Annotated in this window: 12 protein-coding genes and 1 pseudogene; 12 read left to right on the top strand and 1 reads right to left on the bottom strand. The window is 41.5% G+C overall.

Going from position 1 to position 17,235, the window contains the following annotated elements:
• Nucleotides 1-200: 200 nt before the first annotated feature.
• From AC4HAO_RS06440 to AC4HAO_RS06390, 11 genes and pseudogenes are all read left to right on the top strand, one after another.
• Nucleotides 201-2,120 (top strand): annotated as a pseudogene (locus tag AC4HAO_RS06440) (GBS Bsp-like repeat-containing protein); the annotation flags it as partial.
• Between the two features lie 39 nt (nucleotides 2,121-2,159).
• On the top strand, nucleotides 2,160-2,957 hold the full coding sequence (locus tag AC4HAO_RS06435) for a GBS Bsp-like repeat-containing protein (protein WP_491134964.1): 798 nt from the start codon (nucleotides 2,160-2,162) through the stop codon (nucleotides 2,955-2,957).
• Between the two features lie 624 nt (nucleotides 2,958-3,581).
• The gene (locus tag AC4HAO_RS06430; protein WP_491134929.1) at nucleotides 3,582-4,925 is read left to right on the top strand and encodes a DEAD/DEAH box helicase; all 1,344 of its coding nucleotides are present in this window, start codon (nucleotides 3,582-3,584) and stop codon (nucleotides 4,923-4,925) included.
• 137 nt (nucleotides 4,926-5,062) lie between these two features.
• Entirely contained in the window at nucleotides 5,063-5,893 is an 831-nt protein-coding gene (locus tag AC4HAO_RS06425; protein ID WP_491093750.1) for a transporter substrate-binding domain-containing protein, read from the top strand.
• Nucleotides 5,894-6,501: 608 nt separating this feature from the next.
• Nucleotides 6,502-7,431, top strand: a complete 930-nt coding sequence (locus tag AC4HAO_RS06420) for an amino acid ABC transporter permease (protein ID WP_491093751.1) — start codon at nucleotides 6,502-6,504, stop codon at nucleotides 7,429-7,431.
• A complete protein-coding gene (locus AC4HAO_RS06415) occupies nucleotides 7,431-8,174 on the top strand; it encodes an amino acid ABC transporter ATP-binding protein (RefSeq protein WP_447451850.1) in 744 nt (247 codons plus the stop codon). Before AC4HAO_RS06420 ends, AC4HAO_RS06415 begins: the two co-directional genes overlap by 1 nt.
• A 164-nt stretch (nucleotides 8,175-8,338) precedes the next feature.
• Nucleotides 8,339-8,566 (top strand): DUF4059 family protein, encoded by a 228-nt coding sequence (locus AC4HAO_RS06410; RefSeq protein WP_447451851.1) that lies wholly within the window; start codon nucleotides 8,339-8,341, stop codon nucleotides 8,564-8,566.
• Nucleotides 8,567-8,629: 63 nt separating this feature from the next.
• The gene (trxB, locus tag AC4HAO_RS06405; RefSeq protein WP_447451852.1) at nucleotides 8,630-9,544 is read left to right on the top strand and encodes a thioredoxin-disulfide reductase; all 915 of its coding nucleotides are present in this window, start codon (nucleotides 8,630-8,632) and stop codon (nucleotides 9,542-9,544) included.
• Nucleotides 9,545-9,642: 98 nt separating this feature from the next.
• Nucleotides 9,643-11,100: a nicotinate phosphoribosyltransferase gene (locus tag AC4HAO_RS06400; RefSeq protein ID WP_491093753.1), complete on the top strand. Its 1,458-nt coding sequence runs from the start codon at nucleotides 9,643-9,645 to the stop codon at nucleotides 11,098-11,100.
• Nucleotides 11,101-11,110: 10 nt separating this feature from the next.
• Nucleotides 11,111-11,932, top strand: a complete 822-nt coding sequence (gene nadE / locus AC4HAO_RS06395) for an NAD(+) synthase (protein WP_491093754.1) — start codon at nucleotides 11,111-11,113, stop codon at nucleotides 11,930-11,932.
• 543 nt (nucleotides 11,933-12,475) lie between these two features.
• Nucleotides 12,476-13,168 carry a LexA family transcriptional regulator gene (locus AC4HAO_RS06390; RefSeq protein WP_491134928.1) on the top strand — a complete coding sequence of 231 codons (693 nt, stop codon included), beginning with the start codon at nucleotides 12,476-12,478 and terminating at the stop codon, nucleotides 13,166-13,168.
• A gap of 508 nt (nucleotides 13,169-13,676) precedes the next feature.
• Here the strand turns inward: AC4HAO_RS06390 and AC4HAO_RS06385 are convergent.
• Entirely contained in the window at nucleotides 13,677-15,953 is a 2,277-nt protein-coding gene (locus tag AC4HAO_RS06385) for a Xaa-Pro dipeptidyl-peptidase (protein WP_491134927.1), read from the bottom strand.
• A gap of 122 nt (nucleotides 15,954-16,075) precedes the next feature.
• On the opposite strand from AC4HAO_RS06385, the gene gla reads away from it, so the two are divergent.
• A complete protein-coding gene (gene gla / locus AC4HAO_RS06380; protein WP_447451857.1) occupies nucleotides 16,076-16,957 on the top strand; it encodes an aquaglyceroporin Gla in 882 nt (293 codons plus the stop codon).
• The last annotated feature ends 278 nt before the right edge of the window (nucleotides 16,958-17,235 follow it).

The raw sequence follows: 17,235 nt of genomic DNA, 5'->3' as shown, positions 1-17,235 counted from the left end.
CCTTGCTTGCAAATATTGATTTCATGCTATTTTTTTGCTATGAATTTTATTTTTAAGATGGAGGATAGATAAAATATTACAAAAAAATGACAAAATTACAATTATATATTGAAAACGTTTTCCCTTATTGTTATAATAAACCTAGATATTGACCTAGAATACTAATGGAGGCATATCTTAGTAAGAAAGGAGATTAATCCATGAAAAGGAATTCAATTTGGAATGAAAGACAGCGCTTTTCCATTCGTAAATATTCCTTTGGTACGGCCTCGGTCCTAATCGGTATCAGTTTATTCTTCGGCGGCCAAGTACTGGCCGATGAACAAGCAGTGCCAGCGGGCCAGCCACAAGACCAAACGGTTCAAACGCTTGCTACTGATCAGCCGGTTCAAAATGGGAATAACGCACTCTCTCCGGAAGCAGTCGGTGGCACTGCAGTCCTTTCGGACAAGGCCCCTGTGTCTCAGCAAGCCGGTCAGGATTCAGCTCAGGCTACGGCAGAAACATCTGATGTGACCCCAACAGATGCTAGGACAAGTGCTGCTGTGGCTTCAGCTATGGTTGACACTGCTACTCAGACGGATGCCGCACTCGATAAAGTTGAAACACAATCAACGGTTCAAATGGTTAGTGTCACCCCTCAACAGAGTGAAAGTCCAGCACCGGCTCAAGCAAGTTCAGTAGTGAGTAGGGCAACTGTGGTAACAACGGTTCAAGCAGTTAGCAAGGATATCCCAAGTTCGGGTTATTATACCTATCCAGAGCGTACAGAAGTCAAGAATAGTCCGTCTGCCAGCGCACCCATCGCCTTTTACGCCAATGCCGGTGACCGTGTTTACTATGACCAAGTGCTCACTCAAGATGGCTATCAATGGCTGAGCTACAAGTCTTACAGCGGCATTCGCCGTTATGCCAATATTGCTAAGCTAGAGGTTAAGGAAGTTCCGGCACCTAAGACAGACAATCAGTCAGCAGGAGACAGCGAAACTACTTTTTCAACCCTGCAGCGCTACACCTTCGATCGGGAAGTCGCGGTTAAAAACGAAGCCAGGGCAGCCGCTAAGACAGAGTTCACCTTTACCAAAGGAGAAGGGGTTAACTATGATAAGGAACTCAAGGCCGATGGCTACAAGTGGATTTCCTATGTCTCCTACAGCGGTATCCGCCGCTATGTCATGCTGGACAAGCTGTCTAATTCTCAGCCATCAGAATCCAAACTGACCGGACAAATCAGTGTTGAAAACCAAACCAACCAAGGCTTTGATGTCAGGATTTCCAATGTTTCAGACAGCAAGGGTATCCTAGCCGTCAAGGTGCCTATCTGGACGGACCGAAATGACCAAGATGATATCATCTGGTATGACGGCGTTAAGCAGGGAGATGGTACTTACAAGGTAGCGGTCAAACGGTCTGACCATAAGAATGAAACCGGCACCTACAATATCCACCTGTATTATGTTGAAACTGACGGAGCTATGAAAGGGGTTGCCGCTCAACAGGTTAAGGTGGCTGAGCCTCAAGTTACCAGAACCGGAACCCTCTCCTTTAGTAACAAGGATAACGGCGACTTCGATGTCATCGTTTCGACTGTTACCGACAGCCAAGGAGTTAAGGCGGTTAAGGTGCCCGTCTGGACAGATAGGAACGACCAAGACGATATCATCTGGTATGATGGCGTTAAACAAGCAGATGGGACCTACAAGATCACCGTCAGAGTGTCCGACCATAAAAATGAGACCGGGCTCTACAATATCCATCTCTATTACCTAGAAAATGATGGCAAGCTGGTCGGCATAACAGGTCAGCAACATCAGCCAGAAGCTAAGAATATGGACAAACAAGTGACTGGGACCCTTGCTATTCAAAATCAGACTCCCGATGGTTTTGATGTCCTGATTACCGATGTGTCGAACAGCAAGGGTATTTTAGCGGTCAAGGTTCCTGTTTGGACCAGTAATCGAGACCAGGATGATATTGTCTGGTATACAGCAGATAAACAGGCTGACAATAGTTATAAGGTGACTGTAAAATTGTCAGAACATCAGTATGAGACAGGTACCTATATGATTCATCTATACTATGTTGACAGTAATAATCAATTGGTCGGTGTCACCGGAACAACGTATGAGGTGCCAGCTAGTGAGAATAAGGAGCAGGTAATGGTAACCAGTACCTATAAGGGAACTGGAAATTACCTGATCACGGCTCACAATGTTCCCAGTGATGGTGATATACTAGTGGCTATTTGGTCGGATACCCATGATCAGGATGATATCATTTGGTATGAGATGAACCGTTCCAACCTAGAGGCTTCCTTGCAAGTCAATACTCAAAACCACAGTGGTACCGGCACCTATCATGCCCATGTTTATCAACGGCTTGGAGATAAGATGACTGTTTTGGTCGGTTATGATTTCCAAGTTGATAAGTCCAACTATGATACACCTTATTACAATCAAAGAGATGGCCGCTGGTCTGGTCTGAAATATGGCCGCGGTTATCTTGGCCCAACAGGCTGCGTTCCAACCGACTTAGCAATGGTCATCAGCTCACTCAAGGGCCAAGAGATTACCCCGAACCAAGTGGCTGACTACCTTTACAGCAGTACCAATGAATTCAACAAGAATTTTGACGGAACCAGTGGTCAGGGGATCCTACAAGCTGCTAGCCATTGGGGTCTGGTTGCGACACCTCTGGGAAGCTTAGGTCAGGTTCAAACAGCTCTATCGCAAGGCTATCATGTTCTGGCTGCTGTGCAGAGTAATGTCTTTGTCAGCAATGGTAGTCATGAGTTGGTCCTCAAGGGCTACAACAATGGCAGTACCCATGTATCTGATCCTTATACTTCTGGGCTTTCTGGTTGGTATTCAGTAAGTCAGCTTTGGAATGAACAAAGTCATGATCCGATTGATACTACTGGTATCGGTGCCCCGTTTATCAAGATTACAGATGCCTAGATTGTCAGGCTAAACGATATTCATCAACAGCAAAGAGCTTTGCTGCCCAGTCTTTTGAAAGATATCAGAAACAGGATTCTTTGCTAGTTGAGAGATAAGAAATGCTCGTCTTGTGAAAAAGATACGAGCATTTTTATTAGAAAAGAAGATGCAAAAAATTATTAGGAAAATATGGAGGCGAAGATGTGGTCTGAGCTGGGAGTCTATCTATATTCAGGTTCTTATGCTGAGTTCAATAAATCTTACACACCTGCCTTGTGATAGGAATATGCTATGACTAAAGCAATTAAAAGAGGAATCTCATCCTATAATATTATGTTAGGAGTGATAGGTAACTTTGATGGACAGACGAAGTACTAGAGTTTGAACAGAATTTTAATGGTGATGTTATACATAAATTTTCCAGTCTTATCATCCTAAATCATTCAAATATGGAGTAATAAAGAATTTTAAATTTCTCTTTGGTAGAAAGTAATTACTTCAAAATAAATTCACTCAATTATATTATGAGCTATATTCTAGATACTTTGTTACAGTACTTAGGCTTTTCTTCTGGTATAATGGGTTAAGCAAATAAGCAAAAGTAAGGTATAAAAAAGCTCGGGCAGAGTTAATGAGGTAAACATGAGTTTTAAAGATTATAATTTCAAGTCCTACATCAATCAGGCTTTGGAAGAAATAGGATTCAAAGAGCCGACAGAGGTTCAAACCAAGTTGATTCCTGTAGTTCGTTCGGGTCGGGATTTGGTCGGTGAATCAAAGACAGGGTCCGGAAAGACCCATACTTTTCTCCTGCCGATTTTTGACAAATTGGAAGAGACTGCCAGTAACGTTCAAGCAGTGATTACAGCGCCTAGTCGAGAGCTAGCAACTCAGATTTATGAAGCAGCTAAGCAGCTTGCTCAAGCGGCTCAACAAGATATTCGTCTGGCTAATTATGTGGGTGGTACAGATAAACTGCGCCAGATTGATAGGTTGACGACAGTTCAACCCCATATCGTAATCGGGACTCCAGGACGGATCTATGATCTGATTAAATCTGGACATTTGGATGTTCATAGAACTAAGACTTTTGTCGTTGATGAGGCTGATATGACTATGGATTTAGGCTTTTTGGATACGGTTGATAAGATTGCTGCCAGTCTGTCAAAGGATGTCCAATTTCTTGTCTTTTCGGCAACGATTCCGCAAAAATTACAGCCTTTTCTAAAGAAATATTTGGCTAACCCTGTTATTGAAAAAATCAAAAGCCAAACGGTTATCGCTGACAGTATTGAGAATTGGCTAATTTCTACTAAGGGGCGTGATAGGAATAGCCAAGTTTTGGCTGTCCTGAATGCCATTCGTCCCTACTTAGCTATGATCTTTGTCAATACGAAAGGACGTGCGGATGAACTTCATGCCTATCTAGTTGCGAACGGTCTGAAAGTGGCTAAAATTCATGGCGGTATCCCACCAAGAGAACGCAAGCGTATTATGAATCAAGTTAGGCGATTGGAATATGAATATATCGTTGCAACGGATTTAGCGGCTCGCGGCATTGATATTGAGGGGGTCAGCCATGTTATCAATGATGCTATACCGCAAGACTTATCTTTCTTTGTTCACCGGGTGGGCCGAACTGGTCGCAACGGTCTATCTGGAACAGCTATAACTCTCTATCAGCCTAGTGACGATTCGGACATAAGAGAATTGGAAAAGACAGGAATTGTTTTTCTACCGAAGGTGCTTAAAAATGGTGAATTTCAGGATACTTATGATCGTGACCGCCGTGTCAACCGCGAGAAGGGCTATCAAAAACTTGATACAGAGATGATTGGCCTGGTTAAGAAGAAGAAAAAGAAAGTTAAGCCAGGCTATAAGAAAAAAATTCAGTGGAAGGTTGATGAAAAGCGTAAACGCGAGCGCCGAGCAGCCGCAAGGGCTAAGGGACGTGCCCATCGCAAGGCTAAGAAGCAAGATTTTTAGTGAAAGGGTCAGAAAAAAGTGGTCGCTTTTTCTGATGATATGCCCTGCCTATCACCCGATAAAAATTTGCTATTATTCAAATAGTTGCTGGAATGGTAGACTGGTATTATATTAATAATGAGACGGGGAAACATTCTATGAAGTTTAAAAAAATATTGCTAGCCAGTCTGATTGTGGGAGCTAGTGTTCTGACGTTAGCAGCTTGCTCATCATCTAAGTCAAGCTCCACTAAGCAGGATATTATTGTGGCGACCGATTCGGATACAGCGCCTTTTACCTTTACTGGGGATGATAATAAGCAGACAGGCTACGATATTGAAGTTTTACAGACTGTCTTCAAGAATTCGGATAAATACAATTTAAAATTTGAAACGACTGAGTTTGATTCTATTTTACCGGGAATTGATTCGGATCGCTATCAAATTGCGGCTAATGACTTCAATTATAATGAGGATCGTGCTAAAAAGTATCATTTTTCTGATCCTGTCTCTGTCTCTAACTATGCGATTGTTACAAAATCTGGAACTAAATATGACCGGTTGGATCAGCTATCTGGAAAATCAACAGAAGCTCTAGCTGGTTCTAATTATGCTCAAACCCTAGAAGATTGGAATAAGAAGAATCCTGACAAGGAGCCGATCACCATTAATTATGTTTCGGGTCAAACCGGGTTTACATCACGTTTGCAGGATTTGGATCAAGGCAAGATTGATTTTATTTTCTATGATCAGATTTCTTCCTCCTATGCTGCTAAGGATCAGGGGTACGATTTTGAGGTGACTTCTTTGAAAGATAAGGTTGGCTCCAGCAAAGATGGTTTGGAATACTTCCTGTTTGCTAAGACTGATCAGGGTAAGGAGCTGCAATCATTTGTGAACAAGCGCCTGAAGGAACTTCAAAAAGATGGAACCCTAGTTAAGCTTAGTAAGAAATATTTTGGTGGAGATTATGTTTCTAGCCTGAAATGATAAAGATTACAGTTGAGGTGATCTTTAATGAAGTAGAAGATTTAGAGTAAGAGGCTGGGCAAAACTCGTCCAGTCTCCCTGTTTTTAAATAAAGTCTTAAGACAGTAATTGATAGCGACCAACCTCGCTGCCTTGATCAACAAGGTTCAACTGTCTACTAAACAGTTGAGCTCCCTTTATGCAAGGTTAAAGTCAGGAGGCTTGAAACAAGGAAACGAGCAGCTAACTGTGCTGGGCTCAGCCAGTCGAGGTCTGCTGTTTGAGATGCGAGCCCTAAAACAAGAAGGTAAGCAGTCAGTTTGGAGAGAGGCTAGACGTTTCTGGTCGCCGCCCAGAAACTAGGGAGTGGAGAGAACCAGAATTAACAGTTTTTGAGTTCCTTTCCACTCTTTTTCTTGAGTTTTTAAAATTAACTATTTTACATAAGCCGGTTCGGGTGGTAAAATGGGAAAATAATTACTATTTTCTGTGAAAATCAAAATGATCCCCACTAATGGAAATGATTATTTATAGTCAAGATAATTCTAATTTTCTTATTTTCCATTCCGATAGATAGGACACATTGATACTATAAGATCTTTTAAGTTAGGAGAATAATAGGAGTAAATATGGTAGAAAAAAATACAAAACCACAGGAAGTGGCTGAGACTAAGAAAGAGGTTCAAGCTTTCTTTAAAACAGCAAAGGGGAAGATGCTAGGCTTCTTTGTACTCGTTTTCCTAGTGATTCTAGTGCTGACTCAGATTTGGCGTTTTTTACTAGATTCGGGGGTCTATGATAAATTTGTTAAGTCGCTTCCTGATGGTATGCTTTTCAGTGTGCGTTCAGTTTTTAGCGCGATTCCTGATATTTTAAAGCATATGCCGATGACATTAGGCCTAACATTCTGGGGTTCTGTTTTTGGCCTCGCTTTAGCGCTCTTATTTGCCGTTGTAAAAATCAACCGTATACCGGTCATTTATCAGATTCAGGCCTTCTTTGTAAGCTTTTTACGGGGAACCCCTATTTTGGTTCAGCTGATGCTGACCTACTATGGTATTCCGCTTTTGCTGCGTTATCTCAAGATGGAATACCATCTTAATTGGAATGTCAATGATGTACCGCCAATCATTTTTGCGGTTGTAGCTTTTGCCTTCAATGAGGCAGCTTACACCAGTGAAACTATCCGGGCGGCTATTCAGGCAGTTGATTCTGGAGAAATTGAAGCAGCTAAAAGCTTGGGAATGACTAATCTGCAAATCTACCGCCGGGTAATTATTCCTAATGCGGCCGTTATTGCGACACCAACGCTGATCAATACCTTGATTAGTCTGACTAAGGGAACATCTTTGGCTTTCAGTGCAGGTATTATTGAAATGTTTGCTCAGGCTAAGATTATTGGCGGCCGTGACTACCGTTATTTTGAGCGTTATATTTCTGTAGCAATTATTTATTGGATTGTCAGTATTGTGATTGAAAATATTGGCCGTTACATTGAAAAGAGTATGGAGATTAAGTCGCCGGATAAACTTGCTGATAAGGAAGGGGAACTGCGCTAATGATTAAGATTACTAACTTGAGTAAAGAATTTTCGGGCCAAAAAGTTCTGGACGGTCTCAATTTGGAGATTCAAAAAGGCGATGTTATTGCCCTCGTTGGTGCTTCTGGTGCTGGGAAGTCTACTTTTCTGCGCAGTATGAACTACCTAGAAGAAGCAGATTCTGGAACTATTGAAATCGATGATTTTAAGGTCAATTTCGAGACCATCACCAAAGAAGAAATTTTAACGCTGCGGCGGAAATTAGCTATGGTCTTTCAACAGTTCAATCTCTTTGAGCGTCGGACAGCTTTGGACAATGTCAAAGAAGGGCTGAAAATTGTTAAAAAAATGCCGGATAGTGAAGCAACAGCTCTAGCTAAGGAGGAACTGCGTAAGGTTGGCTTGTCTGATCGTGAAAATCACTATCCGCGACATCTTTCAGGCGGACAAAAACAGCGGGTTGCTCTTGCACGGGCTTTGGCTATGAAACCGGATGTACTCTTGCTTGATGAACCAACTTCAGCTCTGGATCCTGAGTTGGTTGGCGAAGTAGAAAAATCTATTGCTGATGCGGCTAAATCTGGTCAAACCATGGTGCTGGTCAGTCATGATATGAATTTTGTTGCTCAGGTTGCTGACAGGGTTCTTTTCCTTGAAAAAGGCCATATCCTGGAGCAGGGAACACCTGATCAGCTTTTCAATCATCCTAAAGAGGAGCGGACCAAGGAATTTTTTGCTAGTTACAAAAAATCTTATGTTTGATATAATATGATTATCTTTGGGTGGGCTGCAATATTATATACTGCCCTCTGGTGATGGATAACTTATTGGTGGTGTATCGCAGTACACCTTTATTATTAAGGAATAAAGCAGAGGCTGGAAGTGTGCCAGTCTCTTATTTTGGATAAAAGGAAAGCACGCTTATTATGCTAACAGACATTTTTAAATTTTATCTACAGGGGCTTTTATTGGCTGTTGTGTTCGTTATTATTGCTGTTATTTATTGGTTAAGTTACCGAGCACTTAAGCTTAAGGATAAGACTATCAGGGAGCGTCAGAACGCCCTTTATGATGGGATAATGATGGCCTTGGTCTCTATCCCAATTTTGTCTTTTGCTTTTATGGCGATTATTCTCATGATTAAGTCGTCATAATTGACCATTGTTGACTTTTAGAGTAAACTAGGAGCACATACTGAAGTGAGGGGAGTAAAAACTATGTATGATACATTGATTATTGGCTCTGGTCCAGCAGGGATGACAGCGGCTCTTTATGCAGGACGCAGCAATTTAAAGGTTGGTGTTATTGAACAAGGGGCCCCAGGCGGTCAGATGAATAATACTTCAGATATAGAGAACTATCCAGGATTTGAAACTATTTCAGGTCCGGATTTGTCAATGAAGATGTATGAACCACTGGAAAAGTTCGGTGTTGAAAACATTTATGGTATTGTTGACAAGATTGAAGACCATGGTAATTTTAAACGCGTATTGACCAGTGATGACCATTTTGATGCTAAGACGATCATTCTAGCTACCGGTGCTAAGCACCGCCTGATTGGTGTCAAGGGTGAGCAGGAATTTAATAGCCGGGGTGTTTCTTACTGTGCGGTTTGTGACGGTGCTTTTTTCCGCGGTCAGGATCTCTTAGTTGTTGGCGGCGGCGATTCTGCTGTTGAAGAAGGACTTTATTTGACACAGTTTGCTAACAAGGTGACTATTGTGCATCGTCGCGATGAGCTGCGGGCACAAAAGATTTTGCAGGACCGTGCCTTTGCCAATGATAAGATTGATTTTATCTGGGATTCTGTTGTCGAAGAGATCAAGGGTGATGACGTCAAGGTCCGTTCGGTTGATATCAAAAATGTAAAGACCGGCCAAGTAACGAATCATGATTTTGGTGGCGTCTTTGTCTATGTTGGCCTTGATCCTGTTTCTAGTATGGCTGCTGATTTGGGAGTCACTGATGAAGCAGGCTGGGTGATCACCGATACAGATATGAAGACGAGTGTTGACGGTGTATTTGCTATCGGAGATGTCCGCCAGAAAGACTTACGCCAAATTACGACTTCCGTTGGGGATGGTGCGGTTGCTGGCCAGGAAGTCTATAAATATCTCACTGAACATGCTTAATGATCTTTTAAATCGAAGTTGGGAGGAAATCCCAACTTTTTAAATTATGTTATAATAGTCACAACTTTATACGCTTTTAGCATCAGAAGGAGACCTTCATGTACCAAGATGACAGTTTAACATTACATACAGATTTATACCAAATCAATATGATGCAGGTTTATTTTGAACAGGGCATTCATAATAAAAGAGCCGTGTTTGAGGTTTTTTTCCGCAAGGAGCCTTTTGCGAATGGCTATGCAATTTTTGCAGGTTTAGAAAGAATTATTCAATACCTAGAGCAGCTGCATTTTTCGGAGACAGATTTAGCCTATTTAAAAGATTTGGGTTATCCAGCAGATTTTTTAGCCTATCTAAAAAATCTGGAAATGACTTTAACCGTTAAGTCAGCAAGAGAAGGAGATTTAGTTTTTGCTAATGAGCCCATTGTTCAAATCGAAGGCCCTCTGGCTCAGTGTCAGTTAGTTGAAACAGCCATTTTAAATATTGTCAATTATCAAACATTGATTGCAACCAAGGCAGCTCGTATTCGTTCAGTTATTGAAGATGAGCCTCTCTTAGAGTTTGGGACACGCCGAGCTCAAGAAATGGATGCTGCCATCTGGGGAACACGAGCAGCAGTCATCGGTGGCGCTAATGCCACTTCTAATGTACGGGCGGGTAAAATGTTTGGCATTCCCGTCTCTGGCACCCATGCCCACGCTCTCGTACAGACTTATGGCAATGACTACGATGCTTTTATGGCTTATGCTAAAACCCACAGGGACTGTGTTTTTCTTGTTGACACCTATGATACTCTTCGCTTAGGGGTTCCGGCTGCTATCCGTGTTGCCAAAGAATTGGGGAATAAGATTAATTTTCTGGGTGTGCGTTTAGATTCAGGGGACTTAGCTTATCTATCTAAGAAAGTTCGTAAGCAACTAGATGAGGCTGGATTTACGGATGCCCATATTTACGCTTCTAATGATTTGGATGAAAATACCATTTTAAACCTTAAGATGCAAAAGGCTAAGATTGATGTCTGGGGCGTTGGCACAAAGCTCATTACAGCTTATGATCAGCCAGCTCTTGGTGCAGTTTATAAAATTGTTGCCCTAGAAGATGATAGAGGCGTAATGCAAAACACGATCAAACTCTCCAACAATGCTGAGAAAGTTTCCACACCCGGCAAGAAGCAGGTGTGGCGTATTACGAGTCGTGAAAAAGGCAAGTCGGAAGGGGATTACATCACCTATTATGATGTCGACGTCAATGAAGTAGAAGAGCTGCATATGTTCCACCCGACTTACACCTATATCAATAAAACAGTGAAAAATTTTGGTGCTGTTCCCCTTTTGGTTGATATTTTTGAGCAAGGGCGCTTGGTCTATAAGCAGCCGACTCTTGAGGAGATAAAGGCTTATGCCAAGGCAGAATTGGATGATCTCTGGGATGAATATAAACGAGTTCTCAATCCGCAGGATTATCCAGTTGATTTAGCACCAGATGTTTGGCAGGATAAGATGGATTTAATCGATCAGCTGCGTGATAAAGCTAAACAAACTGAGAATTTCTAAGGAGGAGAGTATGACCTTACAAGATACCATTATTCAAGAATTAGGAGTAAAACCGGTTATTCATGCTCAAGAAGAGATCCGCCGTTCTATTGACTTTCTCAAAGATTATATGAAAAAACACCCCTTCTTGAAATCATACGTATTAGGAATTTCAGGAGGCCAGGATTCAACCCTAGCAGGCCGCTTGGCTCAACTGGCCCTTGAGGAATTACGTGAAGAGACAGGTAAGGATTATCGCTTTATCGCTATCCGTCTTCCCTATGGTATTCAAACTGATGAGGCAGATGCCCAGCTTGCCTTGGAATTTATTCAGCCTGATCTTTCGCTTTCTATCAATATTAAGAAAGCTGTTGATGGGCAGGTTGCTGAATTAGCCAAGGCAGGTGTAAATGTATCAGATTTCAATAAAGGGAATATTAAGGCTCGGCAACGCATGATTACTCAGTATGCTGTTGCGGGTGAAAATGATGGGGCAGTTATTGGAACAGACCACGCTGCCGAGAATGTCACAGGATTTTTTACTAAATTTGGCGATGGTGGAGCTGATATTTTACCGCTCTATCGTCTGAATAAACGTCAAGGTAAACAGCTGCTGGCGGAGCTAGGGGCAAATAAGGCTCTCTACGAAAAAGTACCGACAGCTGATCTAGAGGAAGATAAACCGGGGATTGCTGATGAGCTTGCCTTAGGTGTCACCTATCAGGATATAGACGATTATTTGGAAGGTAAGAACGTCGGTCCCCAAGCTCAGCAAACGATTGAGAATTGGTGGAAGAAGGGCCAGCATAAACGCCATCTGCCTATTACAGTTTTTGACGACTTTTGGAAATAAAAAGGTCCAGTGGACCTTTTTATCCCGAGCCCAAAAATCAAAAAGCGAGGCTGGTCCAGTGATTATCGGTTTTCCATTTTTTAAATTTTAGAGTGGGACTCAATCAGTAAATCGTGATAAAATCATGATTTTGATTTTCGTCACTCTCTTATTTTAAGGCTCAGGTCTCTTCCGCTTTCCTGTTTTTAGGTGGCAGGCTTTGGCAGTCTATTCCCAGACTGCGGAGCATTTTGACACTTGTTTTACAAGCTTTATTTCTCAATTAAAAAGGTCTGGGGAGAGACCGTTTCAGATTACCACCTTAAAATCAGGGAGTGGTGAGAACCAAAATTTTCAAGTTTTGAGTTCTTTCCCACTCCCATTCGAATATCCTTAGGCTATTTTTGGATTTATTTTAGTAAATTTGGTTCTTGCTTCTTCCTTTGTTACATGGTATACTAATAGTAAGTTAAAAAACTAATTTTTTTGATAAAGCAATGCTGATCAGCTCAACTTGCTAGAGACAGAACTGATGAGCCGAATGTGTTTGTATTGGAGGATGAGATGTTTTCGGCAGAAAAATTAAAGAAACGTCGTCAGAAATTGGGTCTATCTCAGGCTGATCTCGCTCGTCAGCTAGGAATTTCCAGACCATCGTATTTTAACTGGGAAAATGGTTACACTAGACCTAATCAAAAAAATTGGGATAAACTCAGTCAGATTTTACAAGTAAGTCCATCCTACTTTTTATCTGAGCATGAGATAGTTGAGACCTATGTTCAGCTTAACCAGACGAATAAGAAAAAAACTTTAGATTTTGCCAATCACCTTTTAATCAGTCAAGGTAAAATGATATCGGAAGCTGGTAAGCAGCTATATCCTTACAAAGTTTATGAACGGCTATCTGCTGGTACTGGCTATACTTATTTTAATGATGGCAATTATGATGAAGTTTTTTACGATGAGGAATTAGACCATGATTTTGCTTCTTGGGTTTTTGGAAATTCTATGGAACCTACCTATCTCAATGGTGAAGTTGTATTGATTAAACAAACAGGATTTGATTATGACGGAGCTGTTTATGCGGTGGATTGGGACGGTCAAACCTATATCAAACGAGTCTATCGTGAAGAAGGTGGTCTACGTTTAGTATCGATTAACCAGCAGTATGCTGACAAGTTTGCTCCTTATGATGAGGAACCGCGGATCGTAGGAAAGATCGTAGGCAATTTTATGCCAATAGAAGCTCAAGGATAGTTAGGGTTTGAAGCAGGCCGCTAGAATTTATGAAGAAAACAAATACCTAGCCAAGCCCAAACTTGCTGGGGAGAGAGCTATTATGATTAATCCTAAGCGAGCAGAAGCTTGGAACTAATTAGCTCGGATTCATCGTCAGGCAGGCCAAGTTTATCAAGCCTCTGCTTGTGACTATATGGTCAAGGATTTGGAAGCCTATCCCAATTTTCTTTTTGTCTGCCAACCTACTTATGATTTTTGAATTTCTTGTGAGCTCTTAGAGTCTGGTATTGAGCTTAGTTGTATGGTTGAAGCTTGCCAGAGTTTTATCAGTTAATTTTAAGGAGATAAAAGAAACTTACCAAAACTATCTTTCTGATTTCATGCTTTATCTATGTCAGGAAGGTACCTAAAGACTAGAAGAAGACGGATTAATTTAGAATTTATAGAAAAAAGACTCTCTTACCTTATAGTGCGGGAGTCCTTCTTTTTTATTATATTTATAACTATTGGATCGCGAGAGGGTTTATTAACTGACTGGCATGATAAGCTGGGATTTCTCTAAATCAAGGCTTAGGGAATAATCACTGTTATCGCGCAGGGTATGTTCAAAATCAGTTGTATAGAGAATGAGGCGGAGGGTGTCTCCTTTGGATAATTGATAGATGCTAGGCTGTAAGTCCAATATTAGAGTCATCCATTGATCCGGCTCAATATCCTGTACCCTCAAAAGACTGCTTCTATTTTGGAGATTGATACTGGCTTTACTAATCACTCTGTAGGGTGTTTCAGCAAAGGGCAGTTCCATACAGTGTTCTCTAGCATAAAGGCAACCGTTATCAATACCTCGGGCTTCTTTAACAGCTGGGACATCCTTATGGCGTTTTTTCTTGCCGTAATCCAATAATTGAGCGGACAAGAGTCCCTTGTTTGCAGAGGATTTAATCCTAAGTTTTAAGCGTGGTCGACCATTCATCAGTAAGTCTTTCGTCAGGTTCAAATCAACTGTCACTTGCTGGGCTTTATTGTTAAAAAGCTGAGTCTTGAAATGATTAAAGTCTTTGCAATAGCTATCAAAAACCTCTTGTTGGTAATGATTTTGAATGATAGGCACATTATTCCCTAAGTTGAAAGTCTGCTGATATTGGCTATCGAATTGCTCCAGAATTTGCCAACTTTGTTCCTGGTGGTTATCCTGCCAGATAAGCTCAGGTAGTTCAAATTGGTTATCTACCCCCAGCAGTTTTTTGGTTAAGAGGGCATTCATACATTCTCGAAAATCAATAGACTGCCAATTGTTCATATAAACATGCATACCATTGTGGAAAAAGAGATGCTTTTTAACATGACTGGGCAAAGCTCTGAAAAATTGGTAGGTATGTATGGGTTTGACATTCCAATCCTGACTGCCGTGGGTCATAACGATTTCAGCTTTGATCTTATCGGTATGAATAAGGTAGTTACGATCGTGCCAGTATTGGTTGTAATTCCCGCTATCGCGCTCAAGTGCCTGGCTTTGCTGTTTGAGAAAGCCTTGATAGTTGTTATTGCTGCGTAAATATTCTCCGGCTAGAAGATTTCTGGAGTAGGTGTATTCTGTCAAAACGTCTAAATCTTCCCCAGGATAGCCGCCAGGACTGGACACTAAGCCATTTTCACGATAGTAGTCATACCAAGAGGAAATTCCCGCCTCAGCAATGATAACTTCTAAGCCATCTACTCCTGTAGTTGCTAGAGCATTTGACATGGTTCCCAGATAAGAGAGTCCGGTTGTGGCCACCTTGCCTGAGGCCCAGTCTGCTTTTACTTGGAGTTGCCGCTTGTGGGTGGTAAACGCATTAGCACGACCATTGAGCCAGTCAATAACCGCTCGAAAAGCGTTAACTTGCTGATAGTCCCCGCTGGTCATAAATCCTTGGGAGGCTAAGGTACCTATCCCAGATACATAAATATTAGCGAATCCGCGGGCAAGGAGATAATCATTAAGCGAATAATTGGCGATATGTGTAAAGGTCTCTTGCGCTGGGCTCGTCGGTTTCTGGGAGAGTCGGTAGTTAGGAGAAGGGATAGGTTTATCGACAAGTGTGATAGTTTCAGCTTTTTTGGGCTTGAGCTTTTCTTCCATTTGGTGCATCTTTTTATCATTAGCAGCAGGATTGGTACCTTGGTGGTAGGGACTGGCTGTCATGCTTGCTGGTAAGAGCTGGTTGGATTCTGGACGCATGATATGGACACGAATAAGATCGTTTTGGCCATCGTGGTCACTATCAACTGCTGTTTCGACATAGACAACTTCACGGATAATACGGTTAGTATCAAAAGTAGCCAAACTTTTTCCATTGAAAAAATGATAGTGATTGTCTGTGGGAATCAGCCCCTGACTGACCAATTTATCAATGAGGGTCATGCCGGTCTTCTGTCGTGTTGCTAGCAGCTGATGTAGAGTCTTGGGAAACTGTTCAGCTTGGTAAAGCACAGGAAAGTGAAGTTCAGTCAGAAAGGATTCTATATTTTTAAAATCAACATGAGGAATAAAATCTAGCAACTGTAGGGCTACGATATTAAAAATTTCTTCAGTGAGCGGCTGTCCCGATTGGAAAAAGGTCCATAAGTCCGTATCAAAATCGGCAATGAGATTAGAGATAGGAAAGTCTTTATCATGATATTGAAAAAAATACCTTTCAAGAAAATTTTTTAAATTATGCTTAGTAGAGTAATTTCGATCAATATCAAAACCCAAAGCCCGCAGTTCTGTCTCTGCTTGATCCAGCGAACTAGGGATGTAACTAAATTGGTTGTATCGCATAGTATTTCCTTCTTTTCCTTGCTAGTAAGCGTTTTAATTTCGTTAACATCTTTACTTTATCTATTATACTTGATAAAATGGTAACTGTCTAAAACTTGTAAGTAGAAGGGAAAGCTAGACAAATGAATGAATTTTTTAAAGAGGCCCTGACGCATGAATGGCTGCTTAAGTATGGAACAGAGGTCATTGCAACGGCGCTGATGGTTTTAATTGGTAATGGTTCTGTAGCTAATGTTGAATTAAAAGGCACTAAAGGAAACAAATCTGGCTGGTTGGTAATAGGGTTTGGGTATGGCTTTGCCGTAATGCTTCCAGCTCTTATGTTTGGTACAGTTTCAGGAAATCATATTAACCCAGCTTTTACACTGGGATTAGCTGTATCTGGCTTGTTCAAATGGACTTATGTACCAGGGTATTTGATTGCTCAGTTCTTAGGTGCTATGCTTGGGCAAGGCTTGCTTGTTCTTGGTCATGCAGCTTACTATCAAAAGACAGAGGATCCAAACGCTATCCTAGGTTCTTTCTCGACAATTTCAGCTTTGGATGATGGTACAGAAGAATCTCGACGTCCATCTACGATCAATGGCTTTATTAACGAATTTATTGGAACCTTTGTTCTAATTTTTGGGGCGCTTGCCTTGACAAAAAATTATTTTGGTACAGATATTCTTAAGCAAGCCGCTGAGCAAACTGGGATGACAGTAGAAGTGCTATCCCAACAAAGTCCTCAAATTCCATTGTTAACTAGTGGTTCTCTTGCTGTTGCGCATTTAGGACTAGGGTTCCTTGTGGCAGCATTGGTTATTTCTCTCGGTGGTCCGACTGGTCCAGCTCTTAACCCTGCTCGTGACCTAGGTCCTCGATTGCTTCACCATCTTCTTCCAGAAACGGTTCTTGGAGAAAACAAGGGAGATTCAAAATGGTGGTATGCTTGGGTACCGGTTGTAGCTCCAATTCTAGCAGGTATTATCGCCGCTGCAGCCTTCAAAGCCTTGTATCTGTGATAGATGAAAAAAACGCTCCAGTGGAGCGTTTTTTCACGAGCTTAGAAATGAGAGAGCGAGTCAGATTCGGCGGAGGAGTTTTCATGACTTCAAAATCAAGTAGGCAACTCTGCCTGTGTTTATATCCCAATTTGTAAAATTAAGCTAGACAGAAAAAAAGCCATTTATGTTAGGCTCAGATAAACACCACATTTGTCTGAGAGGAACTACCATAAATGACCTACACCCATCTTACCACAAACGAACTCGTAATGATAGAGGCTTACTACCAAGAAAAC

It is taken from the genome of Streptococcus sp. ELY_137, assembly GCF_058314515.1.
Note: the sequence above shows the minus strand (reverse complement) of the source record. Positions and strands in the feature narration are given on the sequence as shown.